This window comes from Pseudomonas sp. M2(2023), assembly GCF_030263955.1.
GTDB lineage: Bacteria > Pseudomonadota > Gammaproteobacteria > Pseudomonadales > Pseudomonadaceae > Aquipseudomonas > Aquipseudomonas asiatica.
Genome location: NZ_CP127114.1, coordinates 530,001 through 550,001, shown reverse-complemented (window position 1 = coordinate 550,001; position 20,001 = coordinate 530,001). Strand labels below are relative to the sequence as shown.

15 protein-coding genes, 4 tRNA genes and 2 rRNA genes (1 of these 21 cut by a window edge) are annotated in these 20,001 nt (G+C 58.0%); all 21 read right to left on the bottom strand.

From position 1 onward, the window contains the following. Position 1: 1 nt before the first annotated feature. Positions 2 to 2,149, bottom strand: coding sequence for an elongation factor G (gene fusA, locus QN085_RS02455; protein ID WP_013970633.1), 2,148 nt, complete (start codon positions 2,147 to 2,149; stop codon positions 2 to 4). Between the two features lie 30 nt (positions 2,150 to 2,179). Further along, a complete protein-coding gene (rpsG, locus tag QN085_RS02450) occupies positions 2,180 to 2,650 on the bottom strand; it encodes a 30S ribosomal protein S7 (RefSeq protein WP_003246741.1) in 471 nt (156 codons plus the stop codon). 106 nt (positions 2,651 to 2,756) lie between these two features. After that, positions 2,757 to 3,128, bottom strand: coding sequence for a 30S ribosomal protein S12 (gene rpsL / locus QN085_RS02445; protein WP_003257088.1), 372 nt, complete (start codon positions 3,126 to 3,128; stop codon positions 2,757 to 2,759). Between the two features lie 211 nt (positions 3,129 to 3,339). After that, a complete protein-coding gene (gene rpoC, locus QN085_RS02440; protein WP_013970632.1) occupies positions 3,340 to 7,539 on the bottom strand; it encodes a DNA-directed RNA polymerase subunit beta' in 4,200 nt (1,399 codons plus the stop codon). A 64-nt stretch (positions 7,540 to 7,603) separates the two neighbouring features. Next, positions 7,604 to 11,677, bottom strand: coding sequence for a DNA-directed RNA polymerase subunit beta (gene rpoB / locus QN085_RS02435; protein WP_013970631.1), 4,074 nt, complete (start codon positions 11,675 to 11,677; stop codon positions 7,604 to 7,606). A 220-nt stretch (positions 11,678 to 11,897) separates the two neighbouring features. Then, entirely contained in the window at positions 11,898 to 12,269 is a 372-nt protein-coding gene (rplL, locus tag QN085_RS02430; protein ID WP_013970630.1) for a 50S ribosomal protein L7/L12, read from the bottom strand. Positions 12,270 to 12,347: 78 nt separating this feature from the next. Then, positions 12,348 to 12,848, bottom strand: coding sequence for a 50S ribosomal protein L10 (gene rplJ, locus QN085_RS02425; protein ID WP_003257082.1), 501 nt, complete (start codon positions 12,846 to 12,848; stop codon positions 12,348 to 12,350). A 197-nt stretch (positions 12,849 to 13,045) separates the two neighbouring features. Then, positions 13,046 to 13,741 carry a 50S ribosomal protein L1 gene (gene rplA / locus QN085_RS02420; RefSeq protein ID WP_013970629.1) on the bottom strand — a complete coding sequence of 232 codons (696 nt, stop codon included), beginning with the start codon at positions 13,739 to 13,741 and terminating at the stop codon, positions 13,046 to 13,048. After that, positions 13,741 to 14,172: a 50S ribosomal protein L11 gene (gene rplK / locus QN085_RS02415; RefSeq protein WP_003255500.1), complete on the bottom strand. Its 432-nt coding sequence runs from the start codon at positions 14,170 to 14,172 to the stop codon at positions 13,741 to 13,743. The genes rplA and rplK overlap by 1 nt, the downstream gene beginning before the upstream one ends. A 119-nt stretch (positions 14,173 to 14,291) precedes the next feature. After that, a complete protein-coding gene (gene nusG, locus QN085_RS02410) occupies positions 14,292 to 14,825 on the bottom strand; it encodes a transcription termination/antitermination protein NusG (protein ID WP_003255501.1) in 534 nt (177 codons plus the stop codon). Between the two features lie 9 nt (positions 14,826 to 14,834). Beyond that, positions 14,835 to 15,203 carry a preprotein translocase subunit SecE gene (secE, locus tag QN085_RS02405; RefSeq protein ID WP_003257081.1) on the bottom strand — a complete coding sequence of 123 codons (369 nt, stop codon included), beginning with the start codon at positions 15,201 to 15,203 and terminating at the stop codon, positions 14,835 to 14,837. A 44-nt stretch (positions 15,204 to 15,247) separates the two neighbouring features. Beyond that, positions 15,248 to 15,323: transfer RNA gene (locus QN085_RS02400), tRNA-Trp, on the bottom strand. Between the two features lie 54 nt (positions 15,324 to 15,377). Beyond that, positions 15,378 to 16,571: an elongation factor Tu gene (gene tuf, locus QN085_RS02395; RefSeq protein ID WP_013970626.1), complete on the bottom strand. Its 1,194-nt coding sequence runs from the start codon at positions 16,569 to 16,571 to the stop codon at positions 15,378 to 15,380. A 78-nt stretch (positions 16,572 to 16,649) separates the two neighbouring features. Then, positions 16,650 to 16,725 (bottom strand) — tRNA-Thr (locus QN085_RS02390). 29 nt (positions 16,726 to 16,754) lie between these two features. Beyond that, positions 16,755 to 16,828, bottom strand: a tRNA-Gly gene (locus QN085_RS02385). 24 nt (positions 16,829 to 16,852) lie between these two features. Continuing rightward, positions 16,853 to 16,936: transfer RNA gene (locus QN085_RS02380), tRNA-Tyr, on the bottom strand. A gap of 152 nt (positions 16,937 to 17,088) precedes the next feature. Continuing rightward, on the bottom strand, positions 17,089 to 17,514 hold the full coding sequence (locus QN085_RS02375) for a hypothetical protein (protein WP_023662661.1): 426 nt from the start codon (positions 17,512 to 17,514) through the stop codon (positions 17,089 to 17,091). 7 nt (positions 17,515 to 17,521) lie between these two features. After that, positions 17,522 to 18,271, bottom strand: coding sequence for a pantothenate kinase (locus QN085_RS02370; RefSeq protein WP_013970624.1), 750 nt, complete (start codon positions 18,269 to 18,271; stop codon positions 17,522 to 17,524). Next, positions 18,261 to 19,220, bottom strand: coding sequence for a bifunctional biotin--[acetyl-CoA-carboxylase] ligase/biotin operon repressor BirA (gene birA, locus QN085_RS02365; RefSeq protein WP_013970623.1), 960 nt, complete (start codon positions 19,218 to 19,220; stop codon positions 18,261 to 18,263). The genes QN085_RS02370 and birA overlap by 11 nt, the downstream gene beginning before the upstream one ends. A 285-nt stretch (positions 19,221 to 19,505) precedes the next feature. Continuing rightward, positions 19,506 to 19,621, bottom strand: a 5S ribosomal RNA gene (gene rrf, locus QN085_RS02360). Positions 19,622 to 19,752: 131 nt separating this feature from the next. Next, positions 19,753 to 20,001: ribosomal RNA gene (locus QN085_RS02355) — 23S ribosomal RNA — on the bottom strand; it runs 2,643 nt beyond the window's last position.

Below are 20,001 nucleotides of genomic sequence, written 5' to 3'. Positions count from 1 at the left end.
ATTAGCCTTGTTTTTTAACGAGTGCTTCGACGATGTTCGACGGAGCTTCGGCGTATTTGGAGAATTCCATGGAGTAGCTTGCGCGACCCTGAGACATGGAACGAACGTCGGTTGCGTAACCGAACATCTCTCCGAGCGGAACTTCAGCGCGGACGACACGGCCAGAGACCGATTCATCCATACCCTGGACCAGACCACGACGACGGTTCAGGTCACCCATCACGTCACCCAGGTAGTCTTCCGGGGTTACAACTTCGACCTTCATGATCGGCTCGAGGACCACGCCACCACCCTTCTGGGCCAGTTGCTTGGTTGCCATCGAAGCAGCGATCTTGAACGCCATTTCGTTGGAGTCGACGTCGTGGTACGAACCGTCGAACACGGTAGCCTTCAGGCCGATCAGCGGATAGCCGGCAACAACGCCGTTCTTCATCTGCTCTTCGATACCCTTCTGGATCGCAGGGATGTATTCCTTCGGAACCACACCACCAACGACTTCGTTGGTGAAGACCAGGCCCTCAGTGATATTGCCCTTATCGTCTTCATCCGGCTGAGAGAAGCGAATCCAGCAGTGACCGAACTGACCACGACCACCCGACTGGCGAACGAACTTGCCTTCGATCTCCACACCGGACTTGGTGATCTTCTCGCGGTACGAAACCTGCGGCTTGCCGATGTTGGCCTCAACGTTGAATTCACGCTTCATGCGGTCAACGATGATGTCCAGGTGCAGCTCACCCATACCGGAGATGATGGTCTGACCAGTCTCTTCGTCGGTCTTGACGCGGAACGACGGGTCTTCCTGAGCCAGCTTGCCCAGAGCGATACCCATCTTTTCCTGGTCCTGCTTGGTCTTCGGCTCGACAGACAGCGAAATCACTGGCTCCGGGAAGTCCATGCGCTCAAGGATGATTGGCTTGTCGGCGTCGCACAGGGTTTCACCAGTGGTAACGTCCTTCATGCCGATCAGGGCCGCGATGTCGCCAGCGCGCACTTCCTTGATCTCTTCACGCTGGTTGGCGTGCATCTGCACCATACGACCAACGCGCTCTTTCTTGCCTTTGACCGAGTTGATGACCGAGTCACCGGAGCTCAGAACGCCCGAGTAGACGCGAACGAAGGTCAGGGTACCTACGAACGGGTCGGTAGCGATCTTGAACGCCAGAGCCGAGAACGGCTCGTTGTCGTCGGCGTGACGCTCGTCCTGCTGCTCTTCGGTGATCTCATCCTTCGGCACTTCGGCCAGATCAGGGTGGATACCCTTGATCGCAGGAATTTCGGTCGGAGCAGGCAGGAAGTCGATAACGGCGTCGAGAACCAGGGGAACACCCTTGTTCTTGAACGACGAACCGCAGACAGCCGGAACGATCTCGCTGGCCAGGGTGCGCGCACGCAGACCTGCCTTGATTTCTTCGACGGTCAGCTCACCTTCTTCAAGGTACTTGTTCATCAGCTCTTCGCTGGCTTCGGCGGCGGCTTCAACCATGTTGTTGCGCCATTCGTTAGCCAGTTCGACCATGTCCGCTGGAATTTCTTCTTCGCGGTACGTGGTGCCCTTGTCGTCTTCGTTCCAGTAGATGGCTTTCATCTTGATCAGGTCGACCTGACCCTGGAAGTCGTCTTCTGCACCGATAGCCAGCTGGACCGGAACCGGGGTGTGACCCAGGCGGTTCTTGATCTGACCGACAACGCGCAGGAAGTTGGCACCAGCACGGTCCATCTTGTTCACGTAGACAACACGCGGAACACCGTACTTGTTGGCCTGACGCCATACGGTTTCGGACTGCGGCTCAACGCCGGAGGTACCGCAGAACACAACGACCGCGCCGTCGAGTACACGCAGCGAACGCTCTACTTCAATGGTGAAGTCAACGTGGCCGGGGGTATCGATGACGTTTACGCGGTAGTTGTCGTACTGACCACGGGAACCTTTCCAGAAGGTGGTAACGGCAGCGGAGGTAATGGTGATACCGCGCTCCTGCTCCTGCACCATCCAGTCGGTGGTCGCGGCGCCGTCGTGCACCTCGCCCATCTTGTGGCTCAGACCTGTGTAGAACAGGATCCGCTCGGTAGTGGTAGTCTTGCCCGCGTCAACGTGGGCGCAGATACCGATGTTACGGTAGCGGTTAATTGCTGTAGTACGAGCCATAAAGCCCTCGCAAAATGATTGATGCTTGAATTAGAAGCGGTAGTGCGAGAACGCTTTGTTGGCCTCGGCCATACGGTGCACGTCTTCACGCTTCTTGACTGCAGCACCCTTGCCTTCAGCAGCATCCAGCAGTTCGCCGGCCAGGCGCAGGGCCATCGACTTCTCGCCGCGCTTGCGGGCGTAGTCTACGAGCCAGCGCATTGCCAGAGCGTTACGACGGGACGGACGAACTTCAACCGGAACCTGGTAAGTGGCACCGCCAACACGGCGGGACTTAACTTCGACCAGCGGAGCGATGGCGTCGAGAGCTTTCTCGAAGATTTCCAGGGGGTCGCTGTTCTTGCGTGCTTTGACGGTATCCAGGGCACCGTAAACGATGCGCTCGGCTACGGCCTTCTTGCCGCTTTCCATCACGTGGTTCATGAACTTGGCGAGAATCTGGGATCCGTACTTCGGATCGTCAAGGATCTCACGTTTTGCTGCTACACGACGTCTTGGCATGATAAGCCCTCAAACGGTCTTCAGGTTAGCCCGGGACCAGGTCTTTCGACCCCTGCCCGACCTTACTCTTATCGACTCAAATAAATGGATGTCTGCAAACGGCCGATTACTTCGGACGCTTGGTACCGTACTTCGAACGACCCTGGTTACGGCCTTTAACGCCCGAAGTATCCAGAGAGCCGCGAACGGTGTGGTAACGAACACCTGGCAAGTCTTTTACACGGCCGCCACGGATCAGGACGACGCTGTGCTCTTGCAGGTTGTGGCCTTCACCACCGATGTACGAGGAAACCTCGAAACCGTTGGTCAGACGCACACGGCATACTTTACGCAGTGCCGAGTTTGGTTTTTTCGGCGTGGTGGTGTACACGCGGGTGCACACGCCACGACGCTGCGGGCAGTTCTGCAGCGCAGGTACGTCGGATTTCTCGACGGTACGCTTACGCGGCTGACGTACCAGCTGGTTGATAGTTGCCATCTACTAGCTCCACTGATTGTCTTGCGACGCTATTGTCTTGCAAGAAAGCCAAAAATTGGCGAGACGGAGCCTCACCAAATTTAAGGGTACAAAAGTCTAAAGAGGATCTTGCACCCAGTCAAGACGAGGCCCCGGCCCTCCCCGTCCGATCATCGGCAACATTTCATGTCGCCGCTGATCGCTCGGGGCTTGCCGGGGCCCTGCCCTGTACTTAGTTACCGCTGGAGTTCAGCGCTTCGGTCAGTGCGGCTTCCACCTCACTGGCGCTCACACGCAGCGGCTTGTCGGCATCACGGCGACGCTTACGCTCGCTGTGGTAGGCCAGACCAGTACCGGCCGGAATCAGACGACCCACGACCACGTTCTCTTTCAGGCCGCGCAGGTAGTCGCGCTTGCCGGTTACCGCCGCTTCGGTCAGTACGCGGGTGGTTTCCTGGAAGGAAGCCGCGGAGATGAACGACTCGGTCGACAGCGAGGCCTTGGTGATACCCAGCAGCACGCGGGAGAACTTGGAGATGAACTTGTCCTCGCTGGCGAGACGCTCGTTCTCTACCAGTACCTGGGTCAGTTCCATCTGGTCGCCCTTGATGAAGCTGGAGTCACCCGACTCGGTGATCTCGACCTTGCGCAGCATCTGACGCAGGATGGTCTCGATGTGCTTGTCGTTGATCTTAACGCCTTGCAGACGGTAAACGTCCTGGATCTCGTTGACGATGTACTTCGCCAGCGCGCTCACACCCAGCAGACGCAGAATGTCGTGCGGATCGCTCGGGCCGTCGGAGATAACTTCGCCGCGGTTTACCTGTTCGCCTTCGAAGACGTTCAGGTGGCGCCACTTCGGAATCAGCTCTTCGTACGGATCGCTACCGTCGGTCGGGGTGATGACCAGACGACGCTTGCCCTTGGTCTCCTTGCCGAACGCGATGGTGCCGCTGACTTCAGCCAGAATCGAGGCCTCTTTCGGACGGCGCGCTTCGAACAGGTCGGCAACGCGCGGCAGACCACCGGTGATGTCACGGGTCTTCGACGTTTCTTGCGGGATACGCGCGATAACGTCACCAACACCGATCTGGGCACCGTCAGCCACGCCGACGAGGGCGTTGGCCGGCAGGAAGTACTGGGCAGGTACGTCGGTACCTGGCAGGTACAGATCCTTGCCAGAAGCGTCGACCATCTTGATAGCAGGACGGATTTCCTTGCCAGCGGCAGGGCGATCCTTGACGTCCAGTACTTCAATGTTGGTCAAACCCGTCAATTCGTCAGTCTGACGCTTGATGGTGATGCCTTCTTCCATGCCAACGAAGGTCACGGTACCTTTCAGTTCGGTAACGATCGGGTGGGTGTGCGGGTCCCACTTGGCGACGATAGCGCCAGCTTCGACCTTTTCACCTTCCTTGACCGAAATTACCGCACCATAAGGCAGCTTGTAGCGCTCACGCTCACGACCGAACTCGTCGGCAATGGCCAACTCGCCCGAACGCGATACGGCAACCAGGTTGCCATCGGCACGTTCTACCTGCTTCAGGTTGTGCAGACGCACCATACCGCCGTTCTTCACCTGGACGCTGTCGGCAGCCGAGGTACGGCTTGCAGCACCACCGATGTGGAACGTACGCATGGTCAGCTGGGTACCCGGCTCACCGATCGACTGCGCAGCGATAACGCCGACAGCTTCACCGATGTTCACCTGGTGACCGCGAGCCAGGTCACGACCGTAGCACTTGGCGCAGATGCCGTAACGGGTTTCGCAGTTGATCGGCGAACGCACGACCACTTCGTCGATGCTGTTCAGCTCGATGAATTCGACCCACTTCTCGTCGACCAGGGTACCGGCCGGAACGATGACGTCCTCGGTGCCTGGCTTGAACACGTCACGGGCGATGACACGACCCAGCACACGCTCACCCAGCGGTTCTACAACGTCACCACCTTCGATGTGCGGGGTCATCAGCAGGCCCTGGTCGGTGCCGCAGTCGATCTCGGTAACAACCAGATCCTGGGCAACGTCTACCAGACGACGAGTCAGGTAACCGGAGTTGGCGGTCTTCAGTGCGGTATCCGCCAGACCCTTACGAGCACCGTGGGTCGAAATGAAGTACTGCAGAACGCTCAGACCTTCACGGAAGTTCGCAGTGATCGGCGTCTCGATAATGGAGCCGTCCGGCTTGGCCATCAGGCCACGCATACCGGCCAGCTGACGGATCTGGGCTGCGGAACCCCGCGCACCGGAGTCAGCCATCATGTACATCGAGTTGAAGGACTCTTGCTCGACTTCCTTGCCTTCGCGATCGATGACCTTCTCTTTCGAGAGGTTGGCCATCATCGCCTTGGACACTTCGTCGTTCGCCTTCGACCACAAGTCGATGACCTTGTTGTACTTTTCGCCCTGGGTTACCAGGCCGGAGGCGTACTGGCTCTCGATTTCCTTCACTTCGTCGGTAGCGGTACCGATGATGCGAGCTTTCTCGTCCGGGATAACGAAGTCGTTAACACCAATCGAAACGCCGGAAATGGTCGAGTAAGCGAAACCGGTGTACATCAGCTGGTCAGCAAAGATTACGGTCTCTTTCAGACCAACCACGCGGTAGCACTGGTTGATCAGCTTGGAGATCGCCTTCTTCTTCATCGGCTGGTTGACCACGTCGTAGGGCAGACCTGCCGGTACAACCTGGAACAGCAGCGCACGGCCGACGGTGGTGTCGACGATGCGGGTGTTCTTGACCACGGAACCGTCACGCTCTTTCACGGTTTCGTTGATACGAACCTTGATTTTCGCGTGCAGGGCAGCTTCGCCGGCGCGGAATACGCGGTCGACTTCCTGCAGGTCGGCGAACACGCGACCTTCGCCCTTGGCGTTGATGGCCTCACGGGTCATGTAGTACAGACCCAGTACCACGTCCTGCGACGGAACGATGATTGGCTCACCGTTGGCTGGCGACAGGATGTTGTTGGTCGACATCATCAACGCGCGCGCTTCGAGCTGGGCTTCCAGGGTCAGCGGCACGTGAACAGCCATCTGGTCACCGTCGAAGTCGGCGTTGTACGCGGCACAGACCAGCGGGTGCAGCTGGATAGCCTTACCTTCGATCAGAACCGGTTCAAATGCCTGGATACCCAGACGGTGCAGGGTCGGTGCACGGTTGAGCAGCACGGGGTGTTCGCGGATCACCTCGGCGAGTACGTCCCACACCTCTGGCAGCTCACGCTCGACCATCTTCTTGGCAGCCTTGATGGTGGTCGCCAGACCACGCATTTCCAGCTTGCCGAAAATGAACGGCTTGAACAGCTCGAGGGCCATCTTCTTCGGCAGACCGCACTGGTGCAGACGCAGGGTCGGGCCTACGGTAATTACCGAACGGCCGGAGTAGTCCACACGCTTACCGAGCAGGTTCTGACGGAAGCGACCTTGCTTACCTTTGATCATGTCGGCCAGGGACTTCAGCGGACGCTTGTTCGAGCCAGTGATGGCGCGACCGCGACGGCCGTTGTCCAGCAGGGCGTCGACCGCTTCCTGCAGCATGCGCTTTTCGTTGCGCACGATGATGTCCGGCGCCGACAGATCCAGCAGGCGCTTCAGACGGTTGTTACGGTTGATCACCCGACGATACAGGTCGTTCAGGTCGGAGGTCGCGAAGCGGCCGCCATCCAGCGGTACCAGCGGACGCAGGTCCGGCGGCAGCACAGGCAGGACGGTCAGGACCATCCACTCAGGCAGGTTGCCCGAACCCTGGAACGCTTCCATCAGCTTCAGGCGCTTGGACAGCTTCTTGATCTTGGTTTCCGAGTTGGTCTGCGGAATCTCTTCGCGCAGGCGACCGATCTCGTGCTCCAGGTCGATAGCGTGCAGCAGCTCGCGGACAGCCTCGGCACCCATGCGGGCGTCGAAGTCATCACCGAACTCCTCCAGCGCTTCGAAGTACTGCTCGTCGTTCAGCAGCTGGCCTTTTTCCAGGGTCGTCATGCCCGGGTCGATAACGACGTAGCTCTCGAAGTAGAGCACGCGCTCGATGTCACGCAGGGTCATGTCCATCAGCAGGCCGATACGGGACGGCAGCGACTTCAGGAACCAGATGTGGGCAACCGGCGAGGCCAGTTCGATGTGCGCCATGCGCTCACGACGAACTTTTGCCAGGGCAACTTCAACGCCGCACTTCTCGCAGATCACGCCGCGATGCTTGAGGCGCTTGTACTTGCCGCACAGGCACTCGTAGTCCTTGACTGGGCCAAAGATCTTGGCGCAGAACAGGCCGTCACGCTCAGGTTTGAACGTACGGTAGTTGATGGTTTCCGGCTTCTTAACTTCACCGAACGACCACGAACGGATCATTTCAGGCGACGCCAGACCGATGCGGATGGCGTCGAACTCTTCGACTTGACCCTGGTTTTTCAGCAAATTCAGTAGGTCTTTCAAGGCCTTTCCTCCTGGCGGAGCAGGGAGCGGGCATTACCTGCCCCACTCCCCTTCGCGTCACGTGTTATTCGGTTTCCAGATCGATATCGATACCGAGCGAACGGATCTCTTTGATCAACACGTTGAAGGACTCGGGCATGCCCGGCTCCATACGGTGATCGCCATCCACGATGTTCTTGTACATCTTGGTACGGCCGTTCACGTCGTCCGACTTCACTGTGAGCATTTCTTGCAGGGTGTATGCCGCGCCGTATGCTTCCAGCGCCCACACTTCCATCTCCCCGAAACGCTGACCACCGAACTGCGCCTTACCACCCAGCGGCTGCTGGGTAACCAGGCTGTAGGAACCAGTGGAACGCGCGTGCATCTTGTCGTCCACCAAGTGGTTCAGCTTGAGCATGTACATGTAACCAACGGTCACAGGACGCTCGAACTTGTTGCCGGTACGGCCATCGAACAGCACCATCTGGCCGCTCTCTGGCAGGTCGGCCAGCTTAAGCATGGCCTTGATCTCGCGCTCCTTGGCACCATCGAAGACCGGGGTAGCCATTGGCACGCCCTTCTTCAGGTTGTGGGCCAGGGCCAGGATCTCTTCGTCGGTGAACTCGTCCAGGTTTTCCTGACGACCGCCGATCTCGTTGTAGACCTCGGTCAGGAACACGCGCAGTTCAGCGGCCTTGCGCTGCTCTTCGATCATGCGGTCGATCTTCTCGCCCAGACCCTTGGCCGCCAGGCCCAGGTGGGTTTCGAGGATCTGACCGACGTTCATACGCGAAGGTACACCCAGCGGGTTCAGTACGACATCGACCGGAGTACCGTTGGCGTCGTGCGGCATGTCTTCGACCGGCATGATTACCGAGACCACACCCTTGTTACCGTGACGACCGGCCATCTTGTCACCCGGCTGGATGCGACGGCGGATTGCCAGGTAAACCTTGACGATCTTCAGTACGCCCGGTGCCAGGTCATCACCCTGCTGCAGCTTGCGCTTCTTGTCTTCGAACTTGTCGTCCAGCAGACGGCGACGATCGACGATGTACTGCTGAGCCTTTTCCAGCTGCTCGTTCAGTGCATCTTCGGCCATGCGCAGTTTGAACCACTGCCCGTGCTCCAGACCATCCAGCACTTCGTCAGTGATCACGGTGCCTTTCTTCAGGCCCGCGCCACCGTCGACCACCTGGCCGTTCAGAGCAGAACGCAGACGCTCGAAGGTTGCACCTTCGACGATGCGGAACTCTTCGTTGAGGTCCTTGCGGATCTCGTCCAGCTGCATCTTCTCGATGGCCAGGGCGCGACTGTCGCGCTCGACGCCATCACGGGTGAAGACCTGTACGTCGATGACGGTACCCTTGGTGCCGGTTGGCACGCGCAGGGAGGTGTCCTTAACGTCGCTGGCCTTCTCACCGAAGATTGCGCGCAGCAGTTTTTCTTCCGGAGTCAGCTGGGTTTCGCCTTTTGGCGTTACCTTGCCGACCAGGATGTCGCCAGCGCCGACTTCGGCACCCACGTAGACGATACCGGCTTCGTCCAGCTTGTTCAGTGCGGCTTCACCCACGTTCGGGATGTCCGCAGTGATTTCCTCTGGGCCAAGCTTGGTGTCACGCGCCACACAGGTCAGTTCCTGGATGTGGATGGTGGTGAAGCGGTCTTCCTGAACCACACGCTCGGACAGGCAGATGGAGTCTTCGAAGTTGAAGCCGTTCCACGCCATGAACGCGATGCGCATGTTCTGACCCAGTGCCAGTTCACCCATGTCGGTGGACGGGCCGTCGGCCATGATGTCGCCACGCTGAACCTTGTCACCCTTGCTCACCAGCGGACGCTGGTTGATGCAGGTGTTCTGGTTCGAACGGGTGTACTTGGTCAGGTTGTAGATATCCACACCTGCTTCGCCGGTTTCCACTTCGTCGTCGGCAACGCGAACAACGATACGGCTGGCGTCGACCGAGTCGATCACACCACCGCGGCGAGCAACCACGCAGACACCGGAGTCACGGGCAACGTTGCGCTCCATGCCGGTACCTACCAGCGGCTTGTCGGCGCGCAGGGTCGGTACAGCCTGACGCTGCATGTTGGAACCCATCAATGCACGGTTGGCGTCGTCGTGCTCGAGGAACGGAATCAACGACGCAGCGACGGAAACAACCTGCTTCGGCGAAACGTCCATCAGGGTGACGTCTTCCGGCGCCTTGACGGTGAATTCGTTCAGGTGACGAACAGCTACCAGCTCATCGATCAGTTGCTTCTTCTCGTTCATCGCGGCCGAAGCCTGGGCGATGACGTGATCCGCTTCTTCAATGGCCGACAGGAACACGATGTCGTCGCTGACCACGCCTTCCTTCACCACGCGATACGGGCTTTCCAGGAAGCCGTACTGGTTGGTGCGGGCATAGGCTGCCAGGGAGTTGATCAGACCGATGTTCGGACCTTCTGGGGTCTCGATCGGGCACACACGGCCGTAGTGGGTCGGGTGTACGTCACGGACTTCGAAGCCGGCACGCTCACGGGTCAGACCGCCTGGGCCGAGTGCGGAGACGCGGCGCTTGTGGGTGATCTCGGAGAGCGGGTTGTTCTGGTCCATGAACTGGGACAGCTGGCTGGAACCGAAGAACTCTTTCACCGCTGCCGCAACCGGCTTGGCGTTGATCAGGTCTTGCGGCATCAAGCCTTCGCTTTCCGCCATCGACAGGCGTTCCTTGACCGCGCGCTCGACACGCACCAGGCCAACGCGGAACTGGTTCTCGGCCATCTCACCGACGCAACGTACACGACGGTTACCCAGGTGGTCGATGTCGTCGACGATGCCTTTGCCGTTACGGATGTCGACCAGGGTCTTCAGAACCTCGACGATATCTTCCTTGCTCAGCACGCCCGAACCTTCGATCTCGGTACGACCGATACGACGGTTGAACTTCATGCGGCCAACGGCGGACAGGTCGTAACGCTCGGCGCTGAAGAACAGGTTGTTGAACAGGGTCTCGGCAGCATCCTTGGTCGGCGGTTCGCCAGGACGCATCATGCGGTAGATCTCGACCAGGGCTTCCAGCTGGTTGCTGGTGGTGTCGATCTTCAGGGTATCGGAGATGAACGGACCGCAATCGATGTCGTTGGTGTACAGGGTCTCGATACGGACGACCTGTGCCTTGGCGACCTTGATCAGCAGTTCGGTGGTCATCTCGGTGTTGCATTCGGCCAGGATCTCGCCGGTAGCCGGATGCACGATGGCCTTGGCGGTAGTGCGGCCCAGGACGTATTCCATAGGAACGTCTAGCTGCTTGACGCCGGCCTTCTCGAGCTGGTTGATGTGGCGCGCGGTAATACGGCGGCCCTGCTCGACGATGACTTTGCCGGTTTCGTCATGGATATCCATGACTGCAACCTCACCACGCAGACGCTGCGGTACCAGTTCCAGGCTGAGTTTCTCGCCGGAAATATGGAACACGTTGGTGGTGTAGAAGGTATTCAGCACTTCTTCAGTGCTGTAACCCAGGGCACGCAGCAGCACCGAGGCCGGCAGTTTGCGGCGACGGTCGATACGTACGAACACGCAGTCCTTCGGATCGAACTCGAAGTCCAGCCAGGAGCCGCGGTACGGGATGATGCGAGCGGAGTACAGCAGCTTGCCGGAGCTGTGAGTCTTGCCACGGTCGTGGTCGAAGAACACACCAGGCGAACGGTGCAGCTGGGAAACGATCACCCGCTCGGTACCGTTGATAACGAAGGTACCGTTCTCAGTCATCAGGGGGATTTCACCCATGTAGACTTCTTGCTCTTTGATGTCCTTGATCGCTTTGTTCGACGATTCCTTGTCGAAGATGATCAGGCGCACCTTGACCCGCAGTGGGACCGCGAAGGTCACGCCACGCAGGACACATTCCTTCACATCGAAGGCGGGTTCGCCCAGGCGATAGCCTACGTACTCCAGGGCAGCATTGCCGGAGTAGCTGATGATCGGGAATACCGATTTGAAGGCCGCGTGCAGGCCGACGTCGCGGAACTGATCCTTGGATGCTCCCGCTTGCAGGAATTCGCGATACGAATCCAGCTGGATGGCCAGGAGGTAAGGCACATCCATGACGTCCGGCAACTTGCTAAAGTCCTTGCGGATACGTTTTTTCTCAGTGTATGAGTAAGCCATCAGCGTTCCCCAGCTTGGTCACCTGCTTGTTTGGCTTCTCCCGGCGGGAGCAGCCAGAAAATCGTGCAAACCCCTTGGTTTGCGCCACCCACATGGGTGTCTTGCAGCTTGTTATCGGGGCCGGCCTGACCGGCCACCAATAACGGAAAAAGGCCGGTGGCATAAGCCACCAGCCATCAGCCCTTCGCTCAACGCTCGGACTGGAGTCGCAAGGTCGAGATTACTTCAGCTCGACTTTAGCGCCAGCTTCTTCCAGCTTCTTCTTCGCGTCTTCAGCGGCTTCTTTCGAAACGCCTTCAGCGATAACCTGAGGAGCGCCGTCGACTTTCTCTTTGGCTTCTTTCAGGCCCAGACCGGTCAGTTCACGAACGGCCTTGATCACGTTTACTTTCTTGTCGCCAGCTTCGGTCAGAACGACGTTGAACTCGGTCTGCTCTTCAACAGCGGCAGCAGCGCCAGCAGCTGGGCCAGCGGCAACAGCGGCAGCAGCGGTAACGCCGAAGGTTTCTTCCATCGCTTTGATCAGTTCAACAATTTCCAGAACAGTTTTCTGGCCGATTGCTTCGATGATTTGCTCGTTAGTCAGAGACATGACTTCAATCCTGTATTGGGGTGACAGCCTACGCAGCCATCAAATTAAACGTATGATTTTGAAAGAGTTGCGCGTGCCTTAGGCAGCAGCAGCTTCTTTCTGGTCGCGCAGAGCTGCCAGGGTACGAGCCAGCTTGCTGGTTGCACCTTGGATTACGCTCATCAGCTGTGCGATAGCCTCGTCGCGAGTTGGCAGGGTTGCCAGCACGTCGATCTGGTTAGCGGCAAGGAACTTGCCGTCGAACGCAGCTGCCTTGATCTCGAACTTGTCCTGACCCTTGGCGAACTCTTTGAACAGACGAGCAGCAGCGCCCGGGTGTTCGTTGGAGAAAGCAATCAGGGTCGGGCCTTTGAACGCGTCGTTGAGGATCGAGAATTCGGTGCCTTCAACAGCGCGCTTCAGCAGGGTGTTACGTACGACACGTACGTAAACGCCAGCTTCGCGGGCCTCTTTACGGAGTCCGGTCATTGCGCCTACAGTCACACCACGGGCATCAGCCACGACAGCGGACAGAGCGACTTTGGCAGCCTCGTTGACTTCAGCGACGATGGCCTTCTTGTCTTCGAGTTTAATTGCCACGGGTTTACTCCTGGTTTTTACCGTTTCATCTGGCCGAGGCCGGATGTCGTTTTGGTGTCTGATTCGGTAACGAATCGGGAGCACCATCTGCGTGGGCTGGTGTTTTAAGGCTTGCGCCGCCTACGGTCTTGGATAGCCCCCGCCAGGCAGGGACCCCAATTTTTGCTGGTGGCGCGACAGGTCGCGCCACCATGTTCTTACACGTTCAGCGAGCTCTGATCGATGACCAGACCTGGGCCCATGGTGGTGCTCAGGGTAACGCGCTTGACGTAGATACCTTTCGAGGAAGCTGGCTTGATACGCTTCAGATCAGCGATCAGGGCTTCAACGTTTTCCTTCAGCTTGCCGGCTTCGAAGCCGACCTTGCCAACGGAGGTGTGGATGATACCGTTCTTGTCGGTACGGTAGCGAACCTGACCAGCCTTGGCGTTCTTGACGGCGCCGGCTACGTCTGGGGTCACGGTACCAACTTTCGGGTTAGGCATCAGGCCGCGAGGACCCAGAACCTGACCCAGCTGACCTACAACGCGCATGGCATCAGGCGATGCGATAACGACGTCATAGTTCAGGTCGCCGCCTTTCATTTCGGCAGCCAGATCGTCCATACCTACGCGGTCAGCGCCGGCAGCCAGAGCGGCTTCAGCAGCTGGACCCTGGGTGAAGACAGCAACGCGAACGGTCTTGCCAGTGCCGTGCGGCAGCACGGTAGCGCTACGTACGACCTGGTCGGATTTACGCGGGTCAACACCGAGGTTAACGGCGATGTCGTAGGATTCTACGAACTTGGCAGCCGGCAGCGAAGCCAGCAGAGTGGCCGCTTCTTCGAAGTTGTAGGCCTTGCCTGCTTCGATTTTCTCGGCGATTGCCTTTTGGCGTTTAGTCAGCTTAGCCATTACACACCCTCCACGTTCAGGCCCATGCTGCGGGCAGAGCCAGCAATGGTGCGTACAGCAGCGTCCAGGTCAGCGGCAGTCAGATCAGCCTGTTTAGCCTTGGCGATGTCTTCCAGCTGAGCACGGGTAACGGTACCGACTTTAACGGTGTTCGGGCGAGCCGAACCACTGGTCAGGCCAGCAGCTTTCTTCAGCAGAACCGAGGCAGGGGTGCTCTTGGTCTCGAAGGTGAAGCTACGGTCGCTGTAGACAGTGATGATAACAGGAGTCGGCAGGCCGGCTTCTTGACCCTGGGTACGGGCGTTGAAGGCCTTGCAGAATTCCATGATGTTCACACCGTGTTGACCCAGTGCTGGACCAACGGGTGGGCTTGGGTTGGCCTGGCCGGCCTTAACTTGCAGCTTGATGTAAGCCTGAATTTTCTTAGCCATGAGCTACTCCAAAATCGGGTACGAACGCCTGCTGGCTCCCCGGATGACTTGCGTTTTATCCCAGTGACGAAAAAACCCCGCAGCACACAGGGCTGCGGGGTATGGGATGCTTCGTCCGCCTAGACCTTTTCGACCTGGCTGAACTCGAGCTCTACCGGAGTAGAGCGACCGAAAATGAGCACCGCTACCTGCAGGCGACTCTTTTCGTAGTTAACCTCTTCGACACTACCATTGAAGTCAGCGAACGGGCCGTCAATGACTCGAACCACTTCACCCGGCTCGAACAGCGTCTTCGGCTTCGGCTTGTCGCTACCGTCGGCAACGCGACGCAGGATAGCCTCTGCTTCTTTATCGGTGATCGGCGCAGGCTTGTCTGCGGTGCCACCAATAAAGCCCATCACACGAGGGGTGTCCTTGACCAAGTGCCAAGTCCCTTCGTTCATCTCCATCTGGACCAGTACATAGCCAGGGAAGAATTTACGCTCACTCTTGCGCTTCTGGCCGTTGCGCATTTCGACGACTTCTTCGGTCGGGACCAGGATCTCGCCGAAACCGTCTTCCATGCCAGCCAGCTTGACGCGCTCGATCAGGGAGCGCATTACATGCTTCTCGTAACCCGAGTAAGCATGCACAACATACCAACGCTTAGCCACGGGACACCTTTAGCCAACGATCAAGGAGACCGCCCAGCCGAGCAGGGAATCAAGACCCCACAGCAGCAGTGCCATAACCAGCACGACAGCCACGACAATCAGCGTGGTCTGGGTGGTTTCCTGGCGGGTCGGCCACACGACTTTACGAATCTCGGTACGAGCTTCCTTCGCCAGCGCAAAGAACGACTTACCCTTCGCAGTCTGCAGAGCTACAAAGCCCGCGACAGCAGCCAGGACGAGAAGTGCAAGGACGCGATACAGGATCGGAGAGGCGGAGTAATACTGGTTACCCACTACACCGACAACCACCAAAGCCACTACAGCCAGCCACTTGAACAGATCAAAACGCGATTCTTGGGCTTCAGTTTTGGGAGTCATCGAGGAGGATCCTGTGAGAAGAAAGCCATCACACCGAGGTGAAATGGCAGGTCAGGAGGGAATCGAACCCCCAACCTACGGTTTTGGAGACCGTCGCTCTGCCAATTGAGCTACTGACCTGTAACGCTGTATCAGGCCGGCCATTATACCGGCCTGATCAAGTAAATCAACTACTTATTCAATAATTTTTGCTACGACGCCGGCGCCGACGGTACGACCGCCTTCACGGATAGCGAAGCGCAGACCGTCTTCCATTGCGATGGTCTTGATCAGGGTAACAGTCATCTGAATGTTGTCACCTGGCATTACCATTTCAACGCCTTCCGGCAGTTCGCAGTTACCGGTCACGTCAGTGGTACGGAAGTAGAACTGAGGACGGTAGCCTTTGAAGAACGGAGTGTGACGACCGCCTTCTTCCTTCGACAGAACGTAGACTTCTGCGGTGAACTTGGTGTGCGGCTTGACCGAACCTGGCTTGACCAGAACCTGGCCACGCTCAACGTCGTCACGCTTGGTACCACGCAGCAGAACGCCGCAGTTCTCGCCAGCACGGCCTTCGTCCAGCAACTTGCGGAACATCTCAACACCGGTGCAGGTGGTGGTGGTGGTGTCACGCAGACCAACGATTTCCAGCGGATCCTGAACGCGGACGATACCACGCTCGATACGACCGGTAACAACGGTACCACGACCCGAGATCGAGAATACGTCTTCGATCGGCATCAGGAACGGCTGGTCAACGGCACGAACCGGCTCAGGGATGTAGGCATCCAGAGTTTCTACCAGCTTCTTGACAGCGGTAGTACCCATTTCGTTGTCGTCTTTGCCTTCCAGGGCCATACGAGCCGAACCGATGATGATCGGGGTGTCGTCGCCTGGGAAGTCGTAGGTGGACAGCAGGTCGCGAACTTCCATCTCGACCAGTTCCAGCAGCTCGGCGTCGTCTACCAGGTCAGCCTTGTTCAGGAAGACCACGATGTAAGGTACGCCTACCTGACGGGACAGCAGGATGTGCTCACGGGTTTGTGGCATCGGACCATCGGCGGCCGAGCAAACCAGGATCGCGCCGTCCATCTGGGCAGCACCGGTGATCATGTTCTTCACGTAGTCAGCGTGACCTGGGCAGTCAACGTGAGCGTAGTGACGAATGTTCGAGTTGTACTCGACGTGAGCGGTGTTGATGGTGATACCGCGCGCTTTTTCTTCCGGAGCCGAGTCGATCTTGTCGAACTCAACGACTGCCGAACCGAAAACTTCGGAGCAGACGCGAGTCAGAGCTGCGGTCAGAGTGGTCTTACCGTGGTCAACGTGGCCGATAGTGCCGACGTTAACGTGGGGAAGGGAACGATCAAACTTTTCCTTAGCCATCGATACAATCCTCCGCAGAAGAAATAGTCTTGCGCTGATAAAACAAAGGCAGATATTTTCATATCTGCCTTGTTTATATGGAGCTCTTGAGCGGACTTGAACCGCTGACCTCACCCTTACCAAGGGTGTGCTCTACCAACTGAGCTACAAGAGCGAAACACTTTGCGCAAAATCCAGCAAACTTGGAGCGGGTAGCGGGAATCGAACCCGCATCATCAGCTTGGAAGGCTGAGGTTCTACCACTAAACTATACCCGCGGAGCTTGCGGCTCTCGCTAAAACTGGTGGAGGGAGAAGGATTCGAACCTTCGAAGCTCTCGCAACGGATTTACAGTCCGTCCCCTTTGACCGCTCGGGAATCCCTCCAGATGTGGCCGGCATTCTATTTGTCTGCCGTCCCAGTGTCAAGCGTTTTTTCAAATTTTTTCAATCAAATCTGAAACTTAGCTGCTTTGACACTGCTTCCAGTTCTGCCACCTAAGTGGTGTTCCCTGTGAAGCGGGCGCCATTCTATCAAGCTATTCGCCAGTTGCAATACCCTGGCAGAAAATAATTTTGTGTTTTAAGTCTTTGAAATCGTTGGAAAGAGTCGCAAGGACGGTTTGGTCCAGCAAACGCTCGCTTTCCGGGGCAACCTTGAGCCAACGACCGTCCGCCCCTGGCAGCTGCCCCACCACCGGCAGCGTGGCAATATCCAAGCTCACCAAACGCTGACGCAGCGCATCGAGCTGCCCCTGCCCCATCACACCACCGACCACCAGGCACTCGTCCCGCCGCTTGGGCGGTGCCGACACCCCTGTTTCGCGCAACAGGCGGATTTCTTGCTGATTGCCCTTGTACAGCGACAAGGGCGCGACTTCCTTGACCTTCAGCGGGGCTTCCTGCTGGTGCCACACGTAATAGAAGACGTTAAGCACCAGTAACAGCAGAAACAACCAACGCATAGGCACCTCAATCCAATGGGCAGGCCATGGCCAGGCCTACGAAAACCAGGTCAGGCACGACACGCGCCTGGGGGACGGCCTCCTTTACCAGCGGCGCATCGCCACCTGTGAGGAACACCGTGAAATCCTCCCCCCACAATGCACGCGCCTGTTCGAGCTGGGTACGCGCAAAACCCTGAAGCATCAACACGCAACCGCGCTCGACCGCCTCGACCGTCGAGCGTCCCGGCGCCAGGCTGGCCAATGCCCGCTCGGCGGAAGCATCGTCATAACGGATACGCCGGGTGTGCGTACGCAACTGGCTACGCATCAATGGCATCCCCGGGCAGATGTAGCCACCCAGATGCTCGCCATCCGCCGCAACGAAATCCGCTTTTGCAGCGGTCCCCAGATCAATGACCAGGCAGGCGCCCCTGGCCAAGTGAAAGGCCCCCAGCGCCGCCAACCAACGGTCCATGCCCAGGCGCTGGTAATCGTCATAGCCATTGCGCACACCCGCCATTTCCCGGGCCGGGTGCGCCACCCGTGCCTGCACGGCAAACGCCTGGGCAATCAGCGCGCAAAGCGCATCGGTTTCTTCCTCACTGCGCACACTGACAATGCGGCAACCGCTGAGACGCACCGAAGCCAGTGCAGCCACTTCGGCCACCAGCGCCTGATCGGAGTCGACGATACCGCCGCTTTCAATCACTGCATCAGCGACATGGATTACTCGCCATTTGATGAAGCTGTTACCGCAATCGAGCTCAAGAATCATCACGCAACCTCAAACTGAGCTCACCACCACTGAAGCTCTTCTCCACCCCGTCCACCTCAAGGCGCAAGCCGCCCTGCCCGTCGACGCCAAGAACCACGCCATCAATACGCATGCTACCGGCAACCAGAGAAACACTGCGCCCCTGCCAGAGGTGCGCCTGTTCCCATTCTTCCTGGAATGCGGCAAACCCATAGCGACGATGCCGTGCCAATTCGTGCTGCAACTGCTGATTGAGCAACGCTACCAGCCGGTTACGATCGATTGCCGCACCTACTTCGCGACGCATCGAGGTCCACACCTGGTCGACCTGATCGTTGGTCTGCATGTTCACATTGATGCCGATACCCAGCACCACATGACAAACATCTGCAGGGTCGCCCACCAACTCCAGGAGGATACCGGTGATCTTTTGCCCGCGTACGAGGACATCGTTGGGCCATTTGAGCCCCACATCCTTTACCCCAAAAGCCTGCAGGGTACGCATTACTGCCAACCCCACCACCAGGCTCAAGCCCTCGAGCTGGCGCATGCCACCATCTACGCGGAGAACCAGGCTGTAATACAGGTTTTCGGCAAACGGGCTGACCCATTGCCGACCGCGACGACCCCGGCCGGCGCTCTGGCGCTCGGCCAGGACCAGAAATGGAGCGACCTGCCCTTCCCCGGCTAGCCGCAGGCCTTCGGCATTGGTCGAGTCGATGGTTTCGTGGATGAAGACGGGCCAATGCTCGCCTTCGGCAAACTCGGAGATCGCATGTGCATCGAGCAAAGCCAGTGGCGCCGACAGCTGATAGCCGCGCCCACGAACCTTGTGAATACTAAGGTTCAGCTCGCTCTCCAGGTGCTGCAGCTGTTTCCAAACGGCGCTGCGACTTACCCCGAGGGCCGCCCCCAGAGCTTCTCCGGAATGGAACCGACCATCCTTGAGGAGATTCAACAACTTCAGCATGCCAGTCTCGACTTGGAATAAGGCAGGCATGATAGCTATGGGCCGTTGGCTTGCATAGGAAAAGGGCCCGCCGGCAAGGCGATGGGGATCCTGCAGCATACCCTGAAGACCCGCGCCGCACTTATGGGCTTTCGCCGCAAAGCAGGCGACGCGGTGGATGGCACCGGCCTTGCCGGCGTTCGCGGGTGAACCCGCTCCCACAGGGGCGGCGTATGCTTGGGATTTTTTGCACCACAAAGACGAAACCCCTACCTGCATGCGCAGATAGGGGTTTTGCGAAATGAATCTTGACGATGACCTACTCTCACATGGGGAAACCCCACACTACCATCGGCGATGCATCGTTTCACTACTGAGTTCGGGATGGGATCAGGTGGTTCCAATGCTCTATGGTCGTCAAGAAATTCTGTTGCCAGAATGTCCAAATGGACAGCCCAGCGAATCCGGATATGCGATATTTGTGATGTTGCGAACTTTCGGTTGTTTCGTCTTCACCACCGCAATCTGCGCTAGCAAATTGCTTGGGTGTTATATGGTCAAGCCTCACGGGCAATTAGTATTGGTTAGCTCAACGCCTCACAGCGCTTACACACCCAACCTATCAACGTCGTAGTCTTCGACGGCCCTTTAGGGGATTCAAGATCCCAGTGAGATCTCATCTTGAGGCAAGTTTCCCGCTTAGATGCTTTCAGCGGTTATCTCTTCCGAACATAGCTACCCGGCAATGCCACTGGCGTGACAACCGGAACACCAGAGGTTCGTCCACTCCGGTCCTCTCGTA

What these genes read in the sequence shown, in the direction of transcription:
- fusA (WP_013970633.1), bottom strand. Translation starts at nt 2,149, where the DNA reads ATGGCTCGTACTACAGCAATTAACCGCTACCGTAACATCGGTATCTGC.
- rpsG (WP_003246741.1), bottom strand. Translation starts at nt 2,650, where the DNA reads ATGCCAAGACGTCGTGTAGCAGCAAAACGTGAGATCCTTGACGATCCG.
- rpsL (WP_003257088.1), bottom strand. Translation starts at nt 3,128, where the DNA reads ATGGCAACTATCAACCAGCTGGTACGTCAGCCGCGTAAGCGTACCGTC.
- rpoB (WP_013970631.1), bottom strand. Translation starts at nt 11,677, where the DNA reads ATGGCTTACTCATACACTGAGAAAAAACGTATCCGCAAGGACTTTAGC.
- rplL (WP_013970630.1), bottom strand. Translation starts at nt 12,269, where the DNA reads ATGTCTCTGACTAACGAGCAAATCATCGAAGCAATCGGCCAGAAAACT.
- rplA (WP_013970629.1), bottom strand. Translation starts at nt 13,741, where the DNA reads ATGGCTAAGCTGACTAAACGCCAAAAGGCAATCGCCGAGAAAATCGAA.
- rplK (WP_003255500.1), bottom strand. Translation starts at nt 14,172, where the DNA reads ATGGCTAAGAAAATTCAGGCTTACATCAAGCTGCAAGTTAAGGCCGGC.
- secE (WP_003257081.1), bottom strand. Translation starts at nt 15,203, where the DNA reads ATGACTCCCAAAACTGAAGCCCAAGAATCGCGTTTTGATCTGTTCAAG.
- tuf (WP_013970626.1), bottom strand. Translation starts at nt 16,571, where the DNA reads ATGGCTAAGGAAAAGTTTGATCGTTCCCTTCCCCACGTTAACGTCGGC.
- QN085_RS02375 (WP_023662661.1), bottom strand. Translation starts at nt 17,514, where the DNA reads ATGCGTTGGTTGTTTCTGCTGTTACTGGTGCTTAACGTCTTCTATTAC.
- QN085_RS02370 (WP_013970624.1), bottom strand. Translation starts at nt 18,271, where the DNA reads ATGATTCTTGAGCTCGATTGCGGTAACAGCTTCATCAAATGGCGAGTA.
- birA (WP_013970623.1), bottom strand. Translation starts at nt 19,220, where the DNA reads ATGCTGAAGTTGTTGAATCTCCTCAAGGATGGTCGGTTCCATTCCGGA.